Raw genomic sequence first — 23,576 nt, 5'->3', positions numbered from 1 at the left:
TACGTTTCTTTAACTTACAGCCTTAATACAGCGAGTCAAGGATGGTGGGAGCTTGGCGCAGGCAAAGGAAGCGGAATATCACCCTCGAGCACCGGATTTGAACGCGAACAGCAATTAGCTTCCGGCGTGTCATTCTCGTTACGAATGTCAGAGTGGGCAAACTTATTTGCCTATTAGGGTGGTACCGCGGGTTAGCTTTCTCGTCCCTTTCCAGGGATGAGAAGGCTTTTTTTATTGGTTTATTTTTTTCACGATGTATCAAGGAAAGGCAAACCGATAATCCTGATACAGTCAGAAGTTGCGCATCCAGAACGTAATAAAAGAGCCAGGGCCAGTATCCATATACTGCTTCCGGACAGGAGGAAATACATTGAATTATAAAGACACTTTATTAATGCCAAAAACTGAATTCCCTATGCGCGGCAACCTGCCTAAGCGCGAACCGGAAATGCAAGAAAAATGGGAAGAGACCAACATTTACAAAAAAGTACAGGAACGAAACGAAGGAAAGCCATTATTCGTCCTTCATGACGGCCCTCCATATGCCAATGGTGATCTTCACATGGGGCATGCGCTCAACAAAGTATTGAAAGACTTCATCGTTAGATACAAATCCATGAGCGGTTTCAATGCTCCTTACGTTCCCGGCTGGGATACACATGGGCTGCCAATCGAACAGGCTTTGACGAAAAAAGGCGTTAACCGTAAAGAAATGACAGTCGCTGAGTTCCGTAAGCTTTGTGAAGAGTATGCTTACGGCCAGATCGACAGCCAGCGCAGCCAATTTAAACAGCTGGGGGTCCGCGGTGACTGGGATAATCCTTATATCACTATGAAACCTGAATATGAAGCGGAGCAGATCAAAGTGTTCGGCGATATGGCGAACAAAGGGTATATCTATAAAGGCTTAAAGCCGGTATATTGGAGCCCGTCCAGCGAATCGGCTTTAGCAGAAGCAGAAATCGAGTATCAGGATAAACGATCTCCGTCCATCTATGTAGGCTTTTCAGTAAAAGAAGGAAACGGAGTCCTGGAAGAAGGAACGCAGATCATCATCTGGACTACAACTCCTTGGACTATTCCGGCAAACCTTGCTATCACTGTCCATGCTGACCTTGCTTATGTTGTTGTCGATGTTGAAGGCAGTAAATATGTCGTGGCAGAAGACTTGCTGGAAGAGGTCACTTCCGTTCTGGAATGGAACGAACCGAAAGTCGTAAAAACAGTCAAAGGATCGGAACTGGAATTAGTAAAAGCCCAGCATCCACTTTATGACAGGGAATCCCTAGTTATTCTGGGTGAGCATGTCACAACAGATTCAGGTACAGGATGCGTACACACGGCCCCTGGCCATGGTGAAGATGATTACCTTGTAGGCAAAAAATACGGTCTTGACGTACTTTGTCCTGTCAACGATAAAGGTGTAATGACAGAAGAAGCTCCTGGATTCGAAGGTTTATTCTATGATGAAGCAAACAAACCGATCACTGAAAAACTGCAAGAAGCCGGTGCATTGCTGAAGCTTGATTTTATTAAGCATTCCTATCCGCATGACTGGCGTACAAAAAAACCTGTCATTTTCCGTGCGACTCCACAGTGGTTTGCTTCGATTGATGCATTCAGGGAAGATCTGCTGCAAGCGGTCAAAGATACAAAGTGGATCCCGGCTTGGGGTGAAACAAGACTGTTCAACATGGTCCGCGACAGAGGCGACTGGTGTATTTCCAGGCAGCGTGCTTGGGGCGTCCCAATCCCTGTCTTCTATGCTGAAAACGGCGAAGAAATCATCACTGAGGAAACAATCGCCCATGTTTCTGAGCTATTCCGCCAGCATGGTTCGAATATCTGGTTCGAAAAGAGCGCCAAGGAACTTCTTCCTGAAGGGTTTACCCATGAAGGAAGCCCTAATGGGGAGTTCTCTAAAGAACAGGATATCATGGATGTCTGGTTCGACTCCGGATCTTCTCATCAATCTGTGCTTCATCAAAGAGAAGACCTTCAGCGTCCAGCTGATCTCTATTTAGAAGGATCTGACCAATATCGCGGCTGGTTCAACTCTTCTCTGACAACCGGAGTGGCTGTAACAGGGAAAGCACCTTATAAAGGAGTATTAAGCCACGGATTCGTGAATGACGGTGAAGGCCGCAAAATGAGTAAATCTATTGGCAATATTGTTACTCCAAGCAAAGTGATCAAGCAAAGCGGTGCCGACATCCTTCGCCTCTGGGTGGCTTCCGTGGATTACCAGGCTGATGTGCGTTTCTCTGATGCCATTTTGAAACAGGTTTCTGAAGTGTACCGCAAAATCAGAAACACGTATCGATTCCTGTTAGGTAACCTTGCAGACTTTAATCCTGCAAAAGATGCTGTTTCCTATGAGAACTTAAGGGAAGTAGACCAATTCATGCTTGTAAAGCTGAACAATTTGATTAAAAATGTCCGTTCAGCATACGAAAGCTATGACTTCTCAAGCATCTACACAAGTGTCAATAACTTCTGTACGCTTGATTTGAGCTCTTTTTATCTGGACTTTGCCAAAGATGTGCTTTACATTGAGGCAGAAGATAATTATGAAAGACGTGCGATGCAAACGGTCCTTCATGAAAGTCTTGTTGTGTTGACAAAATTGATGTCTCCTATTCTTTCTCATACAGCTGACGAGGTTTGGACTCATATGCCTTCACAACCGGAAGAAAGTGTTCAACTGACGGATATGCCTGAATACAAGGAAATCCCTGACAGCGAAGAACTTCTTTCTAAGTGGGAAGCTTTCCTAAACCTCCGTGATAATGTATTGAAAGCTCTTGAGGAAGCAAGAAACGAAAAAATCATCGGTAAATCATTAACAGCTAAAGTGACTCTTTACGTAAATGAAGAAACGAAGAATCTCCTTCAATCTGTAAAAGAAGACCTGAAGCAGCTGTTCATTGTTTCTGCATTTGAGATTGGCGGAAGTCTGGAAGAGGCTCCGGAAAATGCGTTGAAGCTTGAGAACAATGCCATTGTTGTTGAAAAGGCAGAAGGTGAGACTTGTGAACGCTGCTGGACGGTTTCAACAGAAATCGGCCGTGACGCTGATCACCCGGGTCTCTGCCCGCGCTGTACAGATGTTGTGAAGAAACATTACTCTTAAAACCTTTGAAGACCCTGTGAGTTTATTTCACGGGGTCTTTTGCTGATTTGAGAACGGTTATTTCGCCGGTTGTGTTGATGGCTGTCTAGGTGGTAAGGATACTTTTAGCGAAAATCGTACCAATAAGTGAAAAGGAAGAAAAGTTAATGCTGTTTTAACCTTGAAATTTGTCATTAAGTGGGCGTGGAGAAAAGATAGTGGTACGATAAGCCGGAAAACGCACCAATAAGTGAGCATGGAAAAAAGATAATGGTACGATAAGCTGGAAAATATACCAATAAGTGAGGGTGGAAAAAAGATAGTGGTACGATTAGCTGGTAAACATACCAATAAGTCAGCGTGGAAAAAAGATAATGGTACTATAAGCCGAAAAACATACCAATAAGTGAGCATGGAAAAAAGATAGTGGTGAGAAACACCGCGAAACGTACATTAAATAAGAAAAAATTAAAGTCAGCGATTAGATATGACCCAAATACCTCTGAGATACAAAAGAGTTTAAGTTACCACTCAATAGCATTTGCTTCCTATAAAATTTTATTTAACACCAAACCCTTTGGCATCTTCTTTTATAAAGTGAACAAGCAGTACTCTCCACTATTACTAATACTTACATATCAACATTTTCCCCGTTTGTACCATACTAAAAACACGGAGGGATGTACATGGAAGAACAACTACAGCAAACGATCAAGGAATTGGAAGTTTCTTTACAAGAGCTCGAAAATGCCCGCTCGGAAAATGTTTTAGTTCAACATTACATTCAAGAAGAAAAACGGGAAATACAATTTGTTTTGGAACAATACTATGCAAGGCAGTTCACAGACCCAGCCTTTTGTAATGAACTGATTTCCTATTTTTGGATTGGCGGCGGGACCAATGATCATCGAAATTGGAACCCCTATTCAAAGAAGTCGCTTTATTAAGAGACCTTATAAAATAGTGTTCAACTTCCGTTCTACATTGCAGGGAAGAAGGTAAGACTGGGGAAATTATAAGGTTCGCTCTCTCAAATGCAGGACGCCTGAACGGAAGCATTCACTTTAAACTTCACTCCCGCCTGGCGGAGTCGGAGGTATGGAGCGGAAATCACTACTTCTTTTAAAGAGTAAATATTCATGAAGCAGTTTTAATATCACGAATTGAATAACTGTGTCTTTCTGCCCGTTATTATGCTAAAATGCTAAAGTAATCAATTTGATTGGAGACGGAGGCTTCCCGTATGGTTTATTATCTGATTGCTTTGGTTGTAGTGGCATTGGATCAGCTTACGAAGTGGCTGGTCGTGCGGAACATGACAGAAGGACAGAGCATAACAGTCATTGAAAATTTGTTCTACATCACTTCCCACAGGAACCAGGGAGCGGCCTGGGGCATACTGCAAGGCCAAATGTGGTTCTTTTATATAATCACAATCGGAGTCATCATTGGAATCGTTTACTATCTTGAGAAACAAGCTAAAGGAAATAAACTGTTCAGCTTAAGCCTTGCTTTGCTGCTTGGCGGGGCGATTGGTAATTTTATTGACAGGCTATTTAGGAAAGAAGTTGTTGATTTTCTGAATACATATATTTTTCAATATGATTTTCCAATCTTCAATATAGCTGATGCTGCTCTAACTATCGGTGTAGGGATGATGGTCATAACCATGCTGCTGGATGAGCGAAGAGAAAAGAAGGAGAAATTATATGGAAACAATGGAACATATCGTTCGTGAAGAAGAAAAAAGCCTAAGATTGGATAAGATGCTGACCCAGCTTGAAGAACAGTGGTCAAGATCACAGGTCCAGCAATGGATAAAAGATGGAAATGTCAAAGTGAACGGCGCAGAGGTGAAAACCAATTACAAGTGTGCTATTGATGATAAAATCAGCATTTCCATTCCGGAACCAGAAGAACTGGATGTCGTACCAGAGGAGATGGACCTTGATATTTACTATGAAGATGCTGATGTCATCGTCGTCAATAAACCAAGGGGCATGGTTGTCCACCCGGCACCGGGCCATCCTAATGGGACATTGGTGAATGGATTGATGGCACACTGTAAAGATCTTTCCGGTATCAATGGTGTTCTAAGACCGGGAATTGTCCACCGCATTGATAAGGATACATCAGGGCTGTTGATGGTGGCAAAAAATGATCTTGCCCATGAAAAACTCGTAGGGCAGCTGGTCAACAAAACCGTTACGCGTAAATATAAAGCTATTGTACATGGAATCATTCCTCATGATCATGGAACCATTGATGCACCTCTGGGCAGAGATCCCAAGGACCGCCAGAGAATGGCTGTGGTGGATTCGGGAAGAGATGCGGTCACCCATTTCAATGTACTTGATAGGTTTTCCACATTCACTTATGTCGAGTGTAAGTTAGAGACAGGCAGAACTCATCAAATTCGCGTTCATATGAAGTATATTGGTTATCCATTAGCTGGAGATCCGAAGTATGGGCCGAGGAAGACTCTTGATCTTGATGGACAGGCCCTTCACGCTGCAGTACTCGGATTCCAGCATCCCCGGACAGGAGAGTACCTTGAATTTGAAGCAGATCCGCCGGAGGTTTTTCGACAAACTCTGCAGAAATTGCAAAATACCCGTTGACAATTGGTCTCTAAGGTCTTATGATTGATTTAACCGAATAAGGAAACCTTTAATACAGTCCCGTGAGGCTGAGAAGGAACTTTTCATGAATTACACTACAAGAGCGCAGTGTAATGATTTCTAACGATAAGTATGCCCTCTCACCATAGCGGTGGGAGGGATTTTTTGTTGAGAAGTGTTAATGGAACGTTTCCTGGCAATATTAAGGACGAGGTGATGACAGTGGCTCAAAAAACAGTCGTTCTTGATCAGCATGCTATCAGAAGGGCACTGACAAGAATCGCTCACGAGATTATTGAACGGAACAAAGGGATTGAGAACTGTGTCCTTGTGGGAATCAAGACCCGAGGGATTCACTTGGCGGAAAGATTGGCAAATCGTATAGAAGAAATAGAAGGAGCCAAAGTTCCGGTAGGAGAAATAGACATCACATTATACCGTGATGATTTGACGGTAAAAACTCAAAATGATGAACCAGAAGTAAAGGGTTCGGATCTTCCGGTCGATGTCACGGATAAGAAGGTGATCTTGATTGACGATGTCCTTTTCACGGGGCGGACGGTAAGAGCGGCACTGGATGCTCTGATGGACTTGGGAAGGCCAAGCACCATCCAACTGGCAGTACTTGTTGATAGAGGACATAGAGAGCTTCCGATACGTGCCGACTTTGTCGGAAAAAACATACCGACTTCAAGCTCGGAAAAGATTGTCGTGGAACTTACGGAAGTGGACGATGAAGATCAAGTAACAATACATGATAATTAAATAGCTATCCTTTTAAAGACAGTCCAGAGAGGCTGGCAAAGGAATCTCAATCGATACAGCTTCACCATGGGTGGAACTTGATTGAAGAAACCTCTTTGCATACTCTGGCAGAGGGGTTTTTTTTATGGGAATAGAGGAGGAAACAACATGGCAGATAACAACGACATAGTATTAGACGTAAGAGACGTACCAAAGGCAGGACAGTGGCTTACACTGAGCTTGCAGCATTTATTCGCAATGTTTGGGGCGACCGTATTGGTACCCTACCTTGTGGATCTTAGTCCGGCAGTAGCACTTGTATCCAGCGGACTTGGAACACTTGCTTACCTGCTGATCACAAGGGGCAGAATACCTGCTTATCTGGGATCATCATTCGCATTCATAGCGCCGATCATCTCGGCCCAGACGGTCGGTGGACCTGAAGCAGCGATGATGGGAAGTTTCTTGGCAGGATTGGTCTATGGAGTGGTTGCGCTGCTGATTTCACAGCTTGGCATTAGGTGGCTTCTAAAGATTTTGCCGCCGATCGTCGTGGGGCCGGTTATTATGGTCATTGGTCTTGGCTTGGCAGGTACAGCGGTCAATATGGCTATGTATGAAAATCCTGGAGCAGCTGAATTGGTTTACAGTACCACACACTTGATGGTCGCACTGGCTACTCTTTCCATCACCGTGATCGGATCAATGTTCTTCCGTGGTTTTCTTGGGCTGATTCCGATTCTTGCCGGTATTGTCGGCGGTTACACTATTGCTTTTTTTGCAGGGATTGTAGACCTGTCCGGGGTCAAAACAGCACCTTGGTTTCAAGTGCCTGACTTTATCATACCTTTTGTAAACTACACACCTTCGTTCTCATGGGAAGTTGCCGCCATCATGGTACCGGTGGCAATCGTTACTCTTGCAGAACACACAGGAGACCAGATGGTCCTGAGTAAAGTCGCTGGAAAGAACTTCTTGAAACAGCCCGGGCTTCACCGTTCAATCATGGGAGACGGGGTAGCAACCATCATCGCGTCTTTCCTGGGAGGGCCTCCAAACACTACTTACGGTGAGAACATCGGAGTCCTGGCCATCACGAGAGTATTCAGCGTGTTTGTTATCGGAGGTGCCGCGGTGATCGCTATCGCTTTCGGTTTCATCGGAAAAATCACAGCACTGATCGAGTCGATTCCTACAGCTGTAATGGGAGGCGTATCCATCCTTCTGTTCGGTATCATCGCATCAAGCGGCCTGCGCATGCTGATTGATAATAACATCGACTTGGGCAAAAAGCGGAACCTGATTATCTCCTCTGTCATCCTGGTAATCGGTGTCGGTGGTGCGTTTGTTGAAATCACTGACAGGCTGTCACTCTCCGGAATGGCATTGGCGGCGATCGTCGGAGTTGTACTGAACCTTGTACTTCCTGGACAGGATCCTGTAGTTGAAGAAGAAATGTTCACAGAGAATGCAGAGACTAAATAACGCAGTAAACACCTTTTAATAGAGGTCCAGAGAGGCTTAGAAGGGTGTTTGGATGAAGCATGGGAACTTGTTTTGCCTGACGGCGGGACAGGTATGCCTTATGCCGACTCGAAACACCCTGATGAAAAGGTCAGGGTGTTTTTTGCTGCCTAGGAAATTATAAAATCAACGACTGAGGACAATTTATAGTGATGTTATCCACGTCCAGAGCTGCAGCGCCTAGCCCCTCGGGGTCAAATAACCCAAAGAGAATAAAAGGAAAGCCCGCCTTTTTTTCTCTTTGGAACATTTGCCTGTCGGGGCTGAGCAAGGCGTTTACGCTTTTGTTCTTGCCCTCAGCCGATCAATAGGAGGTTAGAAGATGAAGCATTTGCTGACAATGTCTGAACTAAGTATCCATGAAATTGAAGAAGTCCTCTCCCAGGCTGGAGAGTTTAAAAATGGCGGGGGCTGGAGTCCTGGCTCGCCCAAGTACATAGCAAATCTGTTTTTCGAAAACAGCACGAGGACCAAATGCAGTTTCGAAATGGCAGAACGGAAGCTCGGATTGGAAGTCATTCCTTTCGAAACGGGAACATCAAGCGTCTCCAAAGGGGAAACACTCTATGACACGGTCAAGACCCTTGAAGCGATCGGAGTCAATGCCGTAGTCATCAGGCATGAGGAAGACCGCTACTTCGATACTCTGAAAGATCACCTGTCCATTCCCATTCTTAACGGAGGGGACGGCTGTGGAAATCACCCGACACAATGCTTATTGGACCTCATGACAATCAAAGAAGAGTTTGGAAGCTTCCAAGACTTGAAGATTAGTATTATTGGAGATATCTTGCACAGCAGGGTCGCCCGGTCAAATGCAGAAGCATTGAAAAAACTTGGTGCCCAGGTCTTCTTCTCAGGACCGCCTGAGTGGTTTCCGCAGGACCTTATAGATAACGGCATGTACCTCCCGATGGACGAGGCAGTCAGCACAGGTGATGCCGTTATGCTTCTCAGAGTTCAGCATGAAAGGCACAAGGACACTGCATCATTGTCAAAGAAACAGTACCATCAGCAATTCGGCTTAACGGTGGAAAGGGCAGAGATGATGAAAGACCATAGCATCATTCTTCATCCTGCACCAGTCAACCGGGATGTTGAAATTGCGGATGTTCTAGTTGAAAGTGAGAAATCCAGGATTTTCAAACAGATGGAAAACGGTGTTTATGTAAGAATGGCTGTTTTAAAGAGAGCATTAGAAAACCAAGGAGGAGAATAAATCATGGTGACGATCATTCAAAACGCAATGTGGTTAGAAGAGAACGGAAATATCACTGCCAAAGATATAAAGATAGCAGGGAAGAAGATTTCTGAGATCGGTGAAAATCTTCACGATGACACAGCCGAAGTACTGGATGCACAAGGGCTTTTAATCCTGCCTGGCTTTGTAGATCTCCATGTCCATCTCCGCGAGCCGGGCGGTGAAAAGAAGGAAACGATTGAAACCGGAACAAAAGCAGCTGCAAAGGGAGGATATACAACAATCGCAGCAATGCCCAACACAAGGCCTGTACCGGACAATGCAGAAACCCTTCAGTGGCTTAATGAAAGAATCAGTGAAACCGCAAAAGTGCGGGTCCTTCCGTATGCTTCCATAACAGAAAGGCAGACAGGAAAGAATTTGACAGACTTTTCCGCTCTTAAAGAAAATGGGGCTTTTGCCTTTACAGATGACGGAGTCGGGGTGCAGGAGGCAGGAAAGATGTATGAGGCAATGAAAGCTGCCGCTGCCATAGACAAAGCGATTGTTGCTCACTGTGAAGATAACTCCCTGATTTATGGAGGGGCGGTCCATGAAGGGCGCTTTTCAAAAGAAAATGGATTCAAAGGGATTCCTTCAATTTGTGAGTCGGTCCAGATTGCCAGAGATGTGCTTCTTGCTGAAGCAGCTGACTGCCATTACCACGTCTGCCATATCAGTACAAAGGAATCTGTCCGGGTGGTGAGGGACGCCAAAAAAGCCGGGATCAAAGTGACTGCTGAAGTCACCCCTCATCACTTGCTTCTGTCAGAGGATGATATCCCGGGAGATGATGCCAACTTCAAAATGAATCCTCCACTTAGAAGCAAGGAGGATCGTGAAGCGCTGATAGAGGGACTGCTTGATGGAACCATTGACTTCATCGCAACCGATCATGCTCCTCATACGGCTGAAGAAAAATCAGAAGGCATAGCACTTGCGCCGTTTGGGATTGTCGGCTTAGAAACAGCTTTCCCGCTTCTTTACACCCATTTTGTCAAAACAGAAGTCTTTACACTTAACCAGCTGGTGAACTGGATGACAGCCAAGCCAGCAAAGACGTTTAAGCTGCCTTATGGAACTTTGGAGGCTGGAAGTTTAGCAGACATTACACTGGTGAACCTTGAAGATTTACAGGCAATCAGCCCTGAAACCTTTTTATCAAAGGGGAGAAATACACCTTTTGCCGGCTGGGAGTGTCAAGGCTGGCCAAAAGCTACATTTTCAGAAGGAACTTTAGTTTGGAAGGAAGGCGAAGAATGATGATGAAAAGACAGTTGATCCTTGATGATGGTACGGTTTTCATAGGAGAAGGCTTCGGAGCAGACACAGGTTCTGTGGGAGAGGTTGTTTTTAATACAGGGATGACGGGGTATCAGGAGATTTCGTCTGATCCTTCGTATTGCGGACAGATCATCACACTGACTTACCCTCTGATCGGGAATTATGGAATCAACCGTGACGATTTCGAATCGATCTCGCCGGCAATCAAAGGCTTTATCGTAAGAGAAGCGGCTGACTTTCCTTCTAACTGGAGAAGTGAAAATACACTGCATGATCTACTGGAAGCTAAGGGGATCCCGGGACTTTCCGGTATTGATACCAGGATGCTGACAAGAAAGATCAGGGAACGCGGAACCATGAAAGGCATAATTTGCAGTGTCGAGGTGGATAAAGAGGAAATGCTCCACAAGCTGAAGGCAACGGAATTGCCGACAAATCAAGTCAAACAGGTTTCGACCAAAACAGCCTATCCGAGCCCGGGCCGTGGATTCCGTGTGGTATTGGTTGATTTCGGTATGAAGCATGGCATTCTGAGAGAGCTCAATAAAAGGAATTGTGATGTGATTGTGGTCCCTTATAACACTACTGCACAGGAAATCAAGGCTTTGAATCCTGATGGAATCATGCTTTCAAATGGTCCTGGAGATCCGAAAGATGTACCGGAAGCCATAACGATGATCAATGAGATCCTTGGTGAAATCCCCTTATTCGGTATCTGTCTTGGACATCAGCTTTTTGCCCTCGCAGGAGGAGCGGATACGTTCAAAATGAAGTTCGGTCACCGCGGGTCCAACCATCCTGTGAAAGATCTGGCCACTGGTAAAATTGCTATAACTTCACAGAATCATGGCTACTCTGTCGATGCCGATTCTTTAAGTGCAACCCGCCTTGAAGCAACTCATATCGGGTTGAATGATGGTACCATCGAGGGATTGAAGCACCTTGATCTGCCGGCATTTACAGTACAGTATCATCCGGAAGCTTCACCAGGCCCGGAAGATGCAAATGGATTGTTCGATCAATTTATGACAATGATGGAAACGGAAAAGAGAAAGGAGATTTCACATGCCTAAACGTACAGATATCAAAACCATATTGGTGATCGGAAGCGGTCCGATTGTCATCGGCCAGGCTGCAGAATTTGACTATGCGGGGACACAAGCCTGTATCGCATTGAAAGAAGAAGGCTACAAAGTCATCCTCGTAAATTCTAATCCGGCGACAATCATGACAGACAGTGAAATCGCAGATAAGGTTTACATCGAGCCTTTGACTTTGGAATTTGTCAGCAGAATCATCCGTAAAGAGCGGCCGGATGCCCTTCTTCCGACTCTAGGGGGACAAACAGGCTTGAATATGGCCGTTGAATTGGCCAATGCGGGTGTCCTGGAAGAGTGCAATGTGGAAATTCTCGGAACAAAATTATCAGCAATCGAACAGGCTGAGGATCGTGATCTTTTCCGAAAGTTGATGAACGAGCTTAATGAGCCTGTGCCGCAGAGCGAAATCATCCACAACGTTGAAGAAGCTTTCCAATTTGTTGAAGAGGTTGGATATCCAGTCATCGTACGTCCTGCTTATACCCTCGGCGGGACAGGCGGAGGAATCTGCCATCATCGTGATGAATTGATCGAAATCGTCAGCAGCGGCTTGAAATACAGCCCTGTCACACAGTGTTTGCTGGAAAAAAGCATCGCAGGCTTCAAGGAGATTGAATATGAGGTAATGCGGGACAGCAATGACAGTGCCATTGTAGTCTGCAATATGGAGAACTTTGACCCTGTCGGAATACACACAGGAGATTCTATTGTTGTGGCTCCAAGCCAGACACTGAGCGACCGTGAATATCAAATGCTGAGAAACTGCTCATTGAAAATCATCCGCGCCCTGGGGATAGAAGGAGGCTGCAACGTTCAGCTCGCTCTGGATCCCGAAAGCTTTCAGTACTACATCATAGAAGTGAATCCGCGTGTAAGCCGCTCATCTGCACTTGCATCTAAAGCGACAGGCTATCCGATTGCAAAATTGGCTGCGAAAATAGCGGTTGGCTTAAACCTGGATGAAATGATGAATCCTGTTACAGGTAAAACCTATGCAAGCTTTGAACCGGCATTAGACTATATTGTATCGAAAATCCCGCGCTGGCCTTTCGATAAGTTTGAATCTGCGAAAAGAAACCTTGGAACCCAGATGAAGGCAACTGGAGAAGTTATGGCGATCGGCCGGACATTCGAAGAGTCCATTCTGAAAGCAGTCCGTTCCTTGGAAAGCAATGTCTACCATCTGGAGCTTGAAGATGCTGACAGCTTCGATGATGCGCTGATTGAAAAACGCATAAGAAACGCCGGGGATGAAAGGCTTTTCTATATAGGAGAAGCATTGCGCCGCGGAGTGAAAATTGACACCATCCAAGAATGGAGCAAAATAGATCTATTCTTCCTTCACAAGCTGAAAAAGATAGTGGATTTTGAGTCTGAATTACAGGCTTCTCCTTTCCATGTAGAATTGGCAGCAAAAGCAAAGAGAATGGGCTTTGCCGACATTACCCTTGCAAAGTTGTGGGGTATGACAGAAAGAGAAATATATGACTGGAGAAAAGAGCAGGAACTGATTCCGGTTTATAAAATGGTGGATACCTGTGCAGCCGAGTTCGAATCTGAAACTCCTTACTTTTATGGAACATATGAAAGAGAAAATGAATCAGTCGTTTCTGAGAAGAAAAGTGTAGTGGTCCTTGGTTCCGGTCCTATCCGAATTGGGCAGGGAGTCGAGTTCGACTATGCTACGGTACACTCAGTCTGGGCTATTAAAGAAGCAGGCTATGAAGCTATCATCGTGAATAACAACCCGGAAACCGTTTCAACAGACTTCAGCATCTCCGACAAGCTTTACTTTGAACCGTTAACAATCGAGGATGTCATGCATATCATCGACCTCGAAAAACCGGAAGGTGTTGTGGTGCAGTTCGGCGGACAGACGGCGATCAATCTGGCTGCCCAGCTGGTGGAAAGAGGTGTGAAGATTCTCGGAACATCATTAGAGGATCTGGATCGTGCTGAAAACCGGGACAAATTTGAGTATACCTTGGGGACGCTCGGCATCCCGCAGCCTGAAGGAAAAACAGCCGTTACGGTTGAAGGAGCAGTGAAGATAGCTGAAAACATCGGATACCCTGTCTTGGTCCGCCCTTCTTATGTTCTCGGCGGAAGAGCAATGGAAATTGTTTATGGAAAAGAGGAACTTCTTCAGTACATGAAGAATGCTGTGAAAATCAACCCGGAACACCCTGTCTTGATTGACCGCTATTTAATCGGAAAAGAAATAGAAGTCGACGCCATCTCGGACGGTACAGATGTCGTCATCCCAGGGATTATGGAGCATATTGAGAGAGCCGGTGTCCATTCAGGAGATTCCATAGCTGTTTATCCTCCTCAGCAGCTGACTCAGGAACAGAAAGATAGAATCATTGAATATACAACCAAACTTGCAAAAGGATTGAATATCATCGGTCTGTTGAACATCCAATATGTCATCAGCAAGAATGAAGTCTATGTCCTGGAGGTTAATCCGCGTTCAAGCCGCACCGTGCCATTCTTAAGCAAAATCACGAATGTACCGATGGCAAACCTTGCGACCAAGGTCATATTGGGAAGAACACTGGAAGAAATGGGATATCAGTCCGGACTTGTGCCTGAGAAAAAGGGTGTCTATGTAAAGGTTCCGGTATTCTCGTTTGCAAAACTGAGAAGAGTGGACATTACATTAGGGCCTGAGATGAAATCCACAGGAGAAGTCATGGGGAAAGATTCAACTCTGGAAAAAGCTTTGTATAAAGGAATTGTGGCTGCAGGAATGCAGATGAAGGAGTATGGTTCAGTTCTTCTGACAGTCGCTGATAAAGATAAAGAAGAAGCACTTGGACTGGCGAAGCGTTTTGTGAATATCGGCTATCAGATCCTGGCAACTAAAGGAACGGCGGATGTTCTTAGATCAGAAGGAATCCCTGTCAAAGAAGTCGATAAAATCGGTTCTGATGGGCCCACACTTCTGGATGTTATTCAAAGCGGTGAAACACAGCTTGTCATAAACACATTGACAAAAGGCAAGCAGCCGCAGAGGGACGGATTCAGGATCAGACGGGAATCAGTCGAAAATGGCATTCCGTGTCTTACTTCCCTTGATACGGCGGAAGCCATCCTCAAAGTGTTCGAATCTATGACATTCTCCGCAGAAGCCATGGAGGGTGCAGGCGAAAAGCAAGAGGCGGTACTTCTATGATCAAAAAGGATCTTATGAAAATACTATCCAATGAAGAAATCGCAGATAATATCTTCAAAATGGTTGTATCCGGGGACCTTGTCTCCGAACTGAATGATCCGGGGCAGTTTCTTCACTTTAAAACAGGCACAGGGGCGGAACCGCTCCTGCGCCGTCCTATCAGCATTGCAGAGATAGATAAAGAGAATAACAGTCTGACGGTCATCTACCGGGCAGAAGGCAGAGGGACGAAACTTCTGTCGGGTGAAAGAAATGGAGCTTTTGCAGATGTTCTTGGTCCTCTCGGAAATGGATTTCCTATCCACGAAGAAGATGAGGGAAAGACGGCCTTGCTTGTAGGAGGCGGAATCGGGGTACCGCCGCTCTATGAATTGTCAAAGCAGCTGGTGAAAAGAGGCTTTAAGGTTCTGCATGTACTAGGATTTCAGAATCGCAGTGCAGCCTTTTATGAAGAAGAGTTTGCCCGGCTTGGCCCAACTTATATCGCCACAGTTGACGGGTCACTTGGAACGAAAGGCTTCGTCACAGATATTATTAAAGAGGAGGGGCTTCAATTTGACCTCTTCTATTCCTGCGGCCCCAAAGCCATGCTGGCAGCCCTCAGCAGCACATATGGAGACAGCAAAGGGTATATTTCCTTAGAAGAACGGATGGGCTGCGGAATCGGTGCCTGTTTTGCATGCGTATGTGAGAAAGCTGTTAACGATGGTGATAAAAACTATGTCAAGATTTGCAGTGACGGACCAGTATTTCCAGTAGGGATGGTGAAGGTATGAATAAGCTGAAGATAGAACTTCCAGGGTTGAACTTAAAGAACCCTGTCATGCCGGCTTCAGGATGTTTCGGATTTGGCAAAGAATTTGCCGGACTTTATGATTTGAGCCAGCTTGGTGCCATCATGATCAAGGCAACCACCCTTGATACAAGGTTTGGAAACCCGACACCGCGTGTTGCTGAAACCTCTTCAGGAATGCTTAACGCTATCGGTCTGCAAAACCCGGGTCTGCAAAAGGTTATGACAGAGGAACTGCCTTGGCTGGAGAAGTATGATGTTCCGATTATTGCTAATGTGGCTGGTTCGCAGACAGAGGACTATGTGGAGGTTGCCGGAACCATTTCTTCAGCACCCAATGTAAAGGCGCTGGAGCTCAACATCTCCTGTCCGAATGTCAAAACAGGGGGAATCGCCTTCGGAACCGTACCTGAAATTGCAAAAGAACTGACTAAAAAAGTGAAGGCAGTTTCATCTGTTCCTGTCTATGTGAAGCTTTCTCCGAATGTAGCGAATATCGTTGAAATGGCGAAAGCGGTGGAAGAAGGAGGAGCAGATGGTCTGACAATGATCAATACACTGATTGGCATGAGAATTGATACAAGAACAGGCAAGCCGGTCATCGCCAATGGAACAGGGGGATTATCAGGACCAGCCATCAAACCAGTCAGCATCCGCATGGTATATGAGGTCAGCCAGCAGGTCAGCATCCCGATTATTGGGATGGGCGGCATCCAGACAGTTGACGATATTATTGAATTCTTTTATGCAGGAGCAAGTGCCGTGGCAGTCGGCACCGCCAATTTCGTCGATCCGTTCATTTGCCCAGAGTTGATTAAGGGTCTGGAAGAAAGACTGGATGAAATGGGTGTGGATCACATTTCTGAACTGATAGGAAGGAGCTGGAAAACCAATGGAGCGGGAGCCTATAGTCGCGCTTGATTTTCCGACATGGGAAATCAGCAGAACATTTTTAGAGAAAATGGATACATCCCTTTTTGTTAAAGTCGGAATGGAGCTCTATTTACAAAATGGTCCGGTGATCATTGAAGAGTTGAAAAAAATGAACCACCGAATCTTTCTGGATCTCAAGCTTCATGATATCCCCAATACGGTTGGACGTGCGATGAAAGGTCTTGCACAATTGGAAATCGACCTGATCAATGTCCATGCAGCAGGCGGGGTGACAATGATGGAGCAAGCTCTGAATGGATTAGTTCAGGGAACTCCTTCCGGGAAAGAAAGGCCAAAGCTGATTTCTGTCACACAGCTGACTTCCACCTCAGAAGAACAGATGAAGAAGGAACAGCTGATTGAAAAGCCTTTGATCAATTCGGTGCTTCATTATGCGGAAATCTCCAGGAAAGCAGGCCTCGACGGAGTGGTTTGTTCTCCACATGAGGCAGCGGCTATCAGAGAGATCTGCGGTGAGGACTTTATACGTGTAACTCCAGGGATTCGCCTGCAGGGTGATGCCGCACAGGATCAGCAGCGAATAGCCTCACCATCACAAGCACGTGAGCTTGGATCGTCTGCCATTGTGGTCGGAAGAAGCATCACAGGGGCGGATGAACCAGCGAAAGCGTATCAACAAGTGAAATCAGAATGGGAGAGACGAGTATGAAAATAGAAATCGCACAGCAGTTACTGAATATAGAGGCTGTATTTTTAAAACCTAACGATCCATTTACATGGTCTTCCGGACTGAAGTCTCCAATCTATTGTGATAACCGTTTGACAATTTCTTATCCGGAAGTGCGAAGAATGATCGCCCAAGGAATCGCTGAAAATATTAAAAATCACTTTCCCGATGCTGACATGATTGCGGGTACAGCGACAGCGGGGATCCCCCATGCCGCCTGGGTCAGTGAAATTCTGGATCTTCCCATGTGTTATGTGCGGTCTAAACCGAAGGCGCACGGCAAAGGAAGCCAGATTGAAGGCAAAGTATCTAAGGGGCAAAAGGTTGTTGTGGTAGAAGACCTTATCTCAACAGGAGGAAGCTGCATCTCTGCAGTCAACGCACTGAGAGAGGAAGGCTGTGAAGTGCTGGGGGTAGCCGCGATTTTTACTTACGAACTTCAAAGCGGTATCTCCAAACTGGCAGAAGCTGATATCAAAGCGGTATCCCTCTCCGACTATACTTCTCTTCTGGAAGCCGCCCATGAAAATAACTATATAGAAGAGCGGGACCTGGAAGCGCTGATAAGCTGGAAAGAAAACCCTGAGGACTGGGGAAAGATTTTATAAGTTTAGAAAGAGTGCATTAAGTGATACCGGCTGCAAGCTTTTTTGATAGGCTTGAAAATCCCTGATTATGCCGGGGATCCAGAGAGCTTATAACCTGTTATAACACCTTACCTCAATTTATGAGGGAGTAAAGTTGGTTTCGAGACCACTTCATTGCATCTATGCTCCTCCTTCCTGCACACAGCAACTCCATCTGAAATGAAAAAGGACGAAATCCTGGGAGATTTCGTCCTTTTTGTTAGGTTACGGAATCCTCGTGAAGTAGAGATGGTTCCGTAATCGTTTTAATCTTTTTTCATAGATCGAACTGTGTCAAGACTAGGTGTTGTATAGACCGTTTGCTGGCCTTCATACGTGACGAAACCAGGTTTAGCGCCATTCGGTTTCTTCACATTCCTTACAGCTGTGAAGTCAACAGGAACTGAACTGGATTCCCGCGCTTTGCTGAAATAGGCTGCCAGGACTGCGGCTTCCTTGATTGTCTCTTCAGAAGGAGCCTTGCTTCTTATGACAACGTGGGATCCCGGGATATCCTTTGTATGCAGCCAGATTTCTTCTTTGCCTGCCAGTTTATTAGTCAGATAATCATTCTGTTTATTATTTTTGCCGACGAGGATGGGCGTCCCGTCGCTTGATAAATAAGATTCCAGGGACGGTTTTTCATTGGTCTTCTTTTTCTTCTTTTCTTTCTTGGCTTTGATATAGCCTTCTTCGCCCAGTTCCTCACGGATTTCCAGGATATCTTTAGGAGAAGCTGATTCAAGCTGCTGAAGCAGTTGATCTAAATATTGAATTTCTTCTTTCGCTTTCTCAATCTGCTCTTTTACGATTCTTATCGCTGTCTTTGCTTTCGAGTACCTGGAGAAGTAATGCTGTGCATTCTCGGAAGGAGATTTCCTGATGTCCAGTTCAATAACTACAGTTCCGCCTTCTTCGTCATAATAATTCATTACTTCGATCTCACTCATGCCTCTTTCTACCGCGTACAGATTAGCTGTCAATAGTTCGCCATAAAGCTGATAGGTATCTGCATTTTCAGCGTCTTTAAGGGTCTTTTCGAGTTTCGCGATTTTGCTTATGTTTTTATCGCGTTCATTTTTGAGCAGTCTCTCCAGGTCGTTTCCTTGCTGTTTGACTCGATCTCTCTCAGCTTTTTGATGAAAATACCGGTCAAGCAGGCCGCTCAGCGTAGGAAAAGAAGTATGTTCACCTTCTAAATGCTGAAGATCCAGGAAGTAAAAGGTTTCTTTATCACCTCTGATCAGGGTCGGCTGATATACCCCTTCTTTGACAGGCTTCAACAGCTGAAGGAAGGTATTCGGCAAACTGTTTCTGGTCGCAAGTCCTGCCTGGTGCAGCACTTCTTTGGCAAACAAGGGGGATATGCCGGAAAAAGATCCAACGATTTGCTTGTCAAGCTTACCGCTGTTAAAATCGATGCTTCTTAAAATATCCTCCGAATCTGCTTCGAGAGGATTTTTTTTATCCTGCGGCGGCGGGAAGATATACTCGTTCCCAGGCAGTACGGTCCTGTAGCTATTGATTGAAGGGGGGATATGCTTGATCGAATCAAGAATCATGTTCCTGCTCTTGTCAACAACGACTATATTGCTGTGCCGGCCCATGATTTCGATAATCAACTGCTTATAGGAAACATCCCCGATTTCGCTTCGTCCTTTTATTTCAAAGATGATGATCCTGTCGACCTCTTTCTGATAAACATCTTCAATGATATAGCCTTCAAGGTGTTTTCTCAGCAGCATACAGAACATGGGCGGGGCTGCCGGGTTTTCATAACTTTGTGAAGTCAGCTGCACACGGGCATAGCTCGGGTGTGCGGACAACAGCAGTTTATGATTTTTTCCTTGAGATCGCACTACTAAAATGATTTCGTTTTTATAAGGCTGGTGAATCTTGTTGATGCGCCCGCCTTTTAATGTATCGCCGAGCTCTTCGCTCATGGCCTTTGTAAATAATCCATCGAATGACATCTTCTACATCCTCTTCTATTGATAATTAGAATAAATAATTTGAGCTTTTGTACTTAGAGTCTTTTGCTTTAGTATAGTCACCGTTTTTCGAAGTATTGAAAGTTACATACAACTTGAGCAGGATTGGTTATCTGATTTTTGAGTTGGATTCCTTAAAGGATAATAATCAATACTTTAAAAGATAGCAACATAGAGGGAAGGAAAGCATTTTATAAAATCCTTGGATTCACATTTGCTAACCTTAATAATATGGTAGACAAAATTATATGGAAAGAAAAATCCCTTTTTAAAACATGACCTTGGTGAACTCTCTTTGCTATTCAGAGTAGATTGTAGCGGAAGGTGTGTGACCTCCTGCGGGACTAGCGGGCGTCTAGTTCCAGCACCTAGCCCCTCGGGGTCAAATAACCCCAAGAGAAAAAAAGGAAGTTCGCCTTTTTTCTCTTGAGAACATTTGCCTGTCGGGGCTGACTAAGGTGCTTCCACTTTTGGTGACAGATGAGACCCCCAATCCAGTTGCAGCGCCCAGGCCCTCGGGGTCAAATAACCCAAAGCGAATAAAAGGAAAGATCGCTTTTTTTCGCTTTGGAACATTTGCCTGTCGGGCCTGACCAGGGCGCATCCACTTTTTATACAGGCGCAGCCGAGGAGGCCCATCGCCCGCCCCGCGGAGTCGTACACCTGTAGCGGAAATCAACTACACTTTGTGAAAAAGCATAACCTTATTTTTTTTGCTTTTTTATCCATAAACTTTTTTGTATTTTTGAAGTAAATCATCATTTATTCTTCCGTCTATAAGAATCATATCATTTTTTGGGACGAGTCTGAATAATAATGCAATGAGCAGGAGAACTTTTCGGAGAATAAATGGGAGAGTGAGTTGGTTGAATGAGATACCATGAGATGCGGCAGGAAGATATAGAAAAAACAATCAATACTGATTTTACTAACGGCCTTGGTGAAGAAGAAGTAGAGAAAAAACGAAAGCAGTTTGGTTTCAATGAATTGCAGGAAGCTGAGAAACAATCAGCTTTATTATTGTTTTTTAATCAATTCAAAGATTTTATGGTCATCGTATTATTAGCTGCAACCCTTATCTCGGGACTGCTTGGAGAATATATAGATGCGATAGCCATTATAGCCATTGTTCTGATCAACGGCTTTCTTGGTTTTTTTCAAGAGAGAAAAGCAGAAAAGTCACTCAATGCTTTGAAGGAACTCTCGGCTCCTCAAGTGAATGTACTGCGCAATGGAGGATGGATGAAAGTTCCGTCTAAAGAAGTTGTTCCCGGGGACATCATCAAATTCTCCAGTGGTGACCGGATCGGAGCAGATGTAAGGTTAATTACTGTAAACAATCTTGAGATAGAAGAGTCTGCCTTGACAGGGGAATCCGTTCCTGTTGCTAAAAGGACCGAGGAAATCCAAGGAGAGAATGTTAATCTCGGTGATTTAGAGAATATGGCTTTCATGGGCACGATGGTAACAAGAGGCAATGGAATTGGCGTTGTCACAGCCACCGGAATGGGTACGGCAATGGGGAAAATTGCAGATATGATCCAAACAGCCGAGACGATGGTGACTCCTCTTCAAAGAAGGCTGGAGCAGCTGGGCAAGATATTGATTACAGTGGCATTGGTGCTCACGGCTCTTGTAGTCGGAATTGGAGTCATTCAGGGACATGATATGTATACAATGTTCCTTGCCGGAGTTTCATTGGCTGTAGCGGCTATCCCGGAAGGTCTTCCTGCAATTGTTACCGTGGCTTTGTCCTTGGGGGTACAACGGATGATCAGGCGAAATGCCATCGTCCGAAAACTGCCGGCAGTAGAAACACTGGGCTGCGCTTCTGTCATATGCTCGGATAAGACAGGGACGCTGACACAAAATAAGATGACTGTGACTCACCTGTGGAGCGGGGGAAACACTTGGACCGTCAGTGGAACAGGTTATGACCCTGAGGGAAGCTTCTATCATCGTGAAGAAAGAGTAAGTCCAGCCTCGGCAAAATCATTGAACCAGCTGCTCACATTCGGGCTGCTTTGCAATAATGCAAAGATTCGTGTGAAGGATGAAGAATATGTCCTGGATGGAGATCCGACTGAAGGCGCCCTGCTTGTTGCTGCTTTGAAAGCGGGTATGCAAAGAGAGGCGCTGCTTGGTAAGTTCACGATTGAGAAGGAGTTTCCGTTTGATTCGACTAGAAAGATGATGAGTATAGTGGTTAAAGACAGCGAAGGCAAACGGTTCATCGTTACAAAAGGAGCACCTGATGTTCTGGTGGATATCAGTGAATCAATTCTCTGGAATGAAAAGCTTCAATACCGGACTAAAGAATTCACCGAAAAAGTGCAGGAAGCCATTCATGATCTGGCGTCCAATGCCTTGAGGACAATTGCTATCGCTTATGCTCCCTGGACTTCGTCTGTACTTCCTAAGAATGAGGAGGAAGCGGAAAAGGGGCTGACTCTCATTGGGCTGCAGGGGATGATTGACCCGCCGAGGCCAGAGGTGAAGCAAGCTGTCAAAGAGTGCAGGCAGGCAGGCATCAAGACCGTAATGATAACAGGGGACCATGTTGTGACAGCGAAAGCCATCGCAAGGGACCTTGGCATTTTGCGAAATCAAGATAAGGTACTTGAGGGGTCAGCCTTGAACAGCATGGAAGTTTCTGATTTGGAAGAAGTAGTTGAAAGTGTTTCGGTGTTTGCCCGAGTTTCTCCTGAACACAAGCTGAAAATTGTCAAAGCTCTTCAAAACCGCGGCCATGTTGTTGCGATGACAGGTGATGGTGTAAATGATGCTCCTGCCATCAAAGCTGCCGACATCGGGGTTGCGATGGGGATAACTGGAACAGATGTAGCGAAGGAGGCTTCCTCCCTTGTGCTATTGGATGATAACTTTGCCACTATAAAGTCGGCTATTAATGAAGGCAGAAATATCTATGAAAACATCCGCAAGTTCATTCGCTATCTGCTGGCGTCAAATGTCGGCGAGATATTAGTCATGCTTTTTGCGATGATCCTTGCACTGCCGCTGCCGCTTGTACCGATTCAGATTTTATGGGTCAACCTTGTCACAGACGGGTTGCCGGCAATGGCACTGGGACTCGACAAGCCTGAAGAAGATGTGATGAAGCGGAATCCGAGACATCCGAAAGAAGGGGTCTTTGCAAGAGGGCTGGGATGGAAAGTTGTTTCCAGGGGCTTTCTAATTGGCCTCTCGACTCTTGCTGCCTTTATCCTGGCTTATAAGCAGCATCCGGACCATTTGGCATATGCACAGACTGTGGCATTCGCTACGCTGGTCATGGCTCAATTGATTCACGTCTTTGACTGCCGAAGCGAGAAGTCGGTATTTGCGCGGAACCCTTTTGGGAATATGTACCTTGTCTGGGCGGTCATATCATCTCTGCTTTTGATGGTCCTCGTCATCTATCTGCCTGGACTGCAGCCAATATTCCATACCGTTCCAATCGAGCTTAAAGATTGGCTGTTGATTGCCGGAATGAGCTCAGTTCCAACGTTTTTACTTGCCGGATCATTTTTTGCAGGAAAAAAACGTTAAGATGTGATATAATCCTTAAGGTAGTAGAGTGCATACTCTATTACCTTTTTTATGGCTCCAATACCTGACAGGTGTTACAGACGGGAAACTCATCTGCCTTTCACATTATTAGAAGGCAGTGTTCATTTTCGTTTGCTATCGCAGGATTTCTTCCCGAAGAAGCTCATATAAAAGGCAGTTATATTCTACAAGC

The 23,576-nt window shown here is 45.3% G+C and carries 16 protein-coding genes and 1 other annotated feature (1 of these 17 cut by a window edge); of the genes, 15 read left to right on the top strand and 1 reads right to left on the bottom strand.

Features of this window, described 5'->3' with window-relative positions; all coding sequences use genetic code 11:
• Positions 1–211, top strand: a binding site (T-box leader) (it extends 22 nt beyond the left edge of the window).
• A 159-nt stretch (positions 212–370) separates the two neighbouring features.
• From ileS to pyrE, 14 genes are all read left to right on the top strand, one after another.
• Positions 371–3,133 carry an isoleucine--tRNA ligase gene (ileS, locus tag FZC78_RS13575; RefSeq protein ID WP_148940279.1) on the top strand — a complete coding sequence of 921 codons (2,763 nt, stop codon included), beginning with the start codon at positions 371–373 and terminating at the stop codon, positions 3,131–3,133.
• A gap of 665 nt (positions 3,134–3,798) precedes the next feature.
• Complete coding sequence (locus FZC78_RS13570) at positions 3,799–4,059, top strand: hypothetical protein (protein ID WP_148940277.1); 261 nt, start codon at positions 3,799–3,801, stop codon at positions 4,057–4,059.
• Positions 4,060–4,355: 296 nt separating this feature from the next.
• Positions 4,356–4,850 carry a signal peptidase II gene (gene lspA / locus FZC78_RS13565; protein WP_148940275.1) on the top strand — a complete coding sequence of 165 codons (495 nt, stop codon included), beginning with the start codon at positions 4,356–4,358 and terminating at the stop codon, positions 4,848–4,850.
• Positions 4,831–5,733: an RluA family pseudouridine synthase gene (locus FZC78_RS13560; protein WP_435874119.1), complete on the top strand. Its 903-nt coding sequence runs from the start codon at positions 4,831–4,833 to the stop codon at positions 5,731–5,733. Before lspA ends, FZC78_RS13560 begins: the two co-directional genes overlap by 20 nt.
• A gap of 216 nt (positions 5,734–5,949) precedes the next feature.
• The gene (gene pyrR, locus FZC78_RS13555) at positions 5,950–6,498 is read left to right on the top strand and encodes a bifunctional pyr operon transcriptional regulator/uracil phosphoribosyltransferase PyrR (RefSeq protein WP_148940356.1); all 549 of its coding nucleotides are present in this window, start codon (positions 5,950–5,952) and stop codon (positions 6,496–6,498) included.
• Positions 6,499–6,645: 147 nt separating this feature from the next.
• Complete coding sequence (locus FZC78_RS13550; protein ID WP_148940271.1) at positions 6,646–7,962, top strand: solute carrier family 23 protein; 1,317 nt, start codon at positions 6,646–6,648, stop codon at positions 7,960–7,962.
• A 361-nt stretch (positions 7,963–8,323) separates the two neighbouring features.
• Positions 8,324–9,220, top strand: coding sequence for an aspartate carbamoyltransferase catalytic subunit (locus FZC78_RS13545; RefSeq protein WP_148940269.1), 897 nt, complete (start codon positions 8,324–8,326; stop codon positions 9,218–9,220).
• Positions 9,221–9,223: 3 nt separating this feature from the next.
• Positions 9,224–10,504 carry a dihydroorotase gene (locus FZC78_RS13540; RefSeq protein WP_148940267.1) on the top strand — a complete coding sequence of 427 codons (1,281 nt, stop codon included), beginning with the start codon at positions 9,224–9,226 and terminating at the stop codon, positions 10,502–10,504.
• Entirely contained in the window at positions 10,501–11,598 is a 1,098-nt protein-coding gene (locus FZC78_RS13535; protein ID WP_435874115.1) for a carbamoyl phosphate synthase small subunit, read from the top strand. The genes FZC78_RS13540 and FZC78_RS13535 overlap by 4 nt, the downstream gene beginning before the upstream one ends.
• On the top strand, positions 11,591–14,803 hold the full coding sequence (gene carB, locus FZC78_RS13530; RefSeq protein WP_148940266.1) for a carbamoyl-phosphate synthase large subunit: 3,213 nt from the start codon (positions 11,591–11,593) through the stop codon (positions 14,801–14,803). The genes FZC78_RS13535 and carB overlap by 8 nt, the downstream gene beginning before the upstream one ends.
• Positions 14,800–15,579, top strand: coding sequence for a dihydroorotate dehydrogenase electron transfer subunit (locus FZC78_RS13525; RefSeq protein WP_148940264.1), 780 nt, complete (start codon positions 14,800–14,802; stop codon positions 15,577–15,579). Before carB ends, FZC78_RS13525 begins: the two co-directional genes overlap by 4 nt.
• Positions 15,576–16,517, top strand: a complete 942-nt coding sequence (locus tag FZC78_RS13520; RefSeq protein ID WP_148940262.1) for a dihydroorotate dehydrogenase — start codon at positions 15,576–15,578, stop codon at positions 16,515–16,517. Before FZC78_RS13525 ends, FZC78_RS13520 begins: the two co-directional genes overlap by 4 nt.
• Positions 16,489–17,199 (top strand): orotidine-5'-phosphate decarboxylase, encoded by a 711-nt coding sequence (gene pyrF, locus FZC78_RS13515; protein ID WP_148940260.1) that lies wholly within the window; start codon positions 16,489–16,491, stop codon positions 17,197–17,199. The genes FZC78_RS13520 and pyrF overlap by 29 nt, the downstream gene beginning before the upstream one ends.
• Positions 17,196–17,825: an orotate phosphoribosyltransferase gene (pyrE, locus tag FZC78_RS13510; RefSeq protein ID WP_148940258.1), complete on the top strand. Its 630-nt coding sequence runs from the start codon at positions 17,196–17,198 to the stop codon at positions 17,823–17,825. Before pyrF ends, pyrE begins: the two co-directional genes overlap by 4 nt.
• A 284-nt stretch (positions 17,826–18,109) precedes the next feature.
• Here pyrE and FZC78_RS13505 read toward each other — a convergent pair whose 3' ends face one another.
• Positions 18,110–19,816: an Rqc2 family fibronectin-binding protein gene (locus tag FZC78_RS13505; RefSeq protein ID WP_148940257.1), complete on the bottom strand. Its 1,707-nt coding sequence runs from the start codon at positions 19,814–19,816 to the stop codon at positions 18,110–18,112.
• Between the two features lie 888 nt (positions 19,817–20,704).
• Between FZC78_RS13505 and FZC78_RS13500 the strand changes: the two genes are divergently transcribed.
• Positions 20,705–23,383 (top strand): calcium-translocating P-type ATPase, SERCA-type, encoded by a 2,679-nt coding sequence (locus FZC78_RS13500; RefSeq protein WP_148940255.1) that lies wholly within the window; start codon positions 20,705–20,707, stop codon positions 23,381–23,383.
• Positions 23,384–23,576: the final 193 nt, after the last annotated feature.

This window comes from Rossellomorea vietnamensis, assembly GCF_008180415.1.
GTDB classification, from domain to species: domain Bacteria; phylum Bacillota; class Bacilli; order Bacillales; family Bacillaceae_B; genus Rossellomorea; species Rossellomorea vietnamensis_C.
Note: the sequence above shows the minus strand (reverse complement) of the source record. Positions and strands in the feature narration are given on the sequence as shown.

Bases quoted from the DNA above. Each gene is read 5' to 3' on its own strand.
- FZC78_RS13570 (WP_148940277.1), top strand. From the start codon at position 3,799: ATGGAAGAACAACTACAGCAAACGATCAAGGAATTGGAAGTTTCTTTA.
- lspA (WP_148940275.1), top strand. From the start codon at position 4,356: ATGGTTTATTATCTGATTGCTTTGGTTGTAGTGGCATTGGATCAGCTT.
- FZC78_RS13560 (WP_435874119.1), top strand. From the start codon at position 4,831: ATGGAACATATCGTTCGTGAAGAAGAAAAAAGCCTAAGATTGGATAAG.
- pyrR (WP_148940356.1), top strand. From the start codon at position 5,950: ATGACAGTGGCTCAAAAAACAGTCGTTCTTGATCAGCATGCTATCAGA.
- FZC78_RS13550 (WP_148940271.1), top strand. From the start codon at position 6,646: ATGGCAGATAACAACGACATAGTATTAGACGTAAGAGACGTACCAAAG.
- FZC78_RS13545 (WP_148940269.1), top strand. From the start codon at position 8,324: ATGAAGCATTTGCTGACAATGTCTGAACTAAGTATCCATGAAATTGAA.
- FZC78_RS13540 (WP_148940267.1), top strand. From the start codon at position 9,224: ATGGTGACGATCATTCAAAACGCAATGTGGTTAGAAGAGAACGGAAAT.
- FZC78_RS13535 (WP_435874115.1), top strand. From the start codon at position 10,501: ATGATGATGAAAAGACAGTTGATCCTTGATGATGGTACGGTTTTCATA.
- carB (WP_148940266.1), top strand. From the start codon at position 11,591: ATGCCTAAACGTACAGATATCAAAACCATATTGGTGATCGGAAGCGGT.
- FZC78_RS13525 (WP_148940264.1), top strand. From the start codon at position 14,800: ATGATCAAAAAGGATCTTATGAAAATACTATCCAATGAAGAAATCGCA.
- FZC78_RS13520 (WP_148940262.1), top strand. From the start codon at position 15,576: ATGAATAAGCTGAAGATAGAACTTCCAGGGTTGAACTTAAAGAACCCT.
- pyrF (WP_148940260.1), top strand. From the start codon at position 16,489: ATGGAGCGGGAGCCTATAGTCGCGCTTGATTTTCCGACATGGGAAATC.
- pyrE (WP_148940258.1), top strand. From the start codon at position 17,196: ATGAAAATAGAAATCGCACAGCAGTTACTGAATATAGAGGCTGTATTT.
- FZC78_RS13505 (WP_148940257.1), bottom strand. From the start codon at position 19,816: ATGTCATTCGATGGATTATTTACAAAGGCCATGAGCGAAGAGCTCGGC.
- FZC78_RS13500 (WP_148940255.1), top strand. From the start codon at position 20,705: ATGAGATACCATGAGATGCGGCAGGAAGATATAGAAAAAACAATCAAT.